Origin of the sequence: Halomonas sp. ND22Bw (assembly GCF_003011945.1) — a bacterium.
Classification (GTDB): domain Bacteria; phylum Pseudomonadota; class Gammaproteobacteria; order Pseudomonadales; family Halomonadaceae; genus Halomonas; species Halomonas halophila.
In genome coordinates, this window is sequence record NZ_PXWD01000792.1 from 1 (window position 1) to 275 (window position 275).

Here is a 275-nt window from a genome sequence, read left to right on the forward strand (position 1 = left end):
TACGCCCGCGTATCGACCGCCGAGCAGAACCTGGACCTCCAGCGTGATGCGCTGAAGGCTGCCGGCTGCGAGAAGGTCATACCGACAAGGCCTCCGGGGCGACTGCCGCTCGCCCTGGATTGGAAAAGGTGAAGGAGCTGCTTCGCGCCGGCGACACACTGGTGGTCTGGCGCCTCGACAGGCTCGGCCGCTCGCTCCGTGATCTGATCGGATGGATGACCTACCTCGACGAGGAAAAGGTCGGGCTGCTGAGCCTGCACGAGGCGATCGACACG

The 275-nt window shown here is 65.5% G+C and carries 1 pseudogene; it reads left to right on the plus strand.

Annotation, left to right across the window (positions count from 1 at the left end):
* A pseudogene (locus CVH10_RS20305) lies at positions 1-275 on the plus strand (recombinase family protein); the annotation flags it as partial.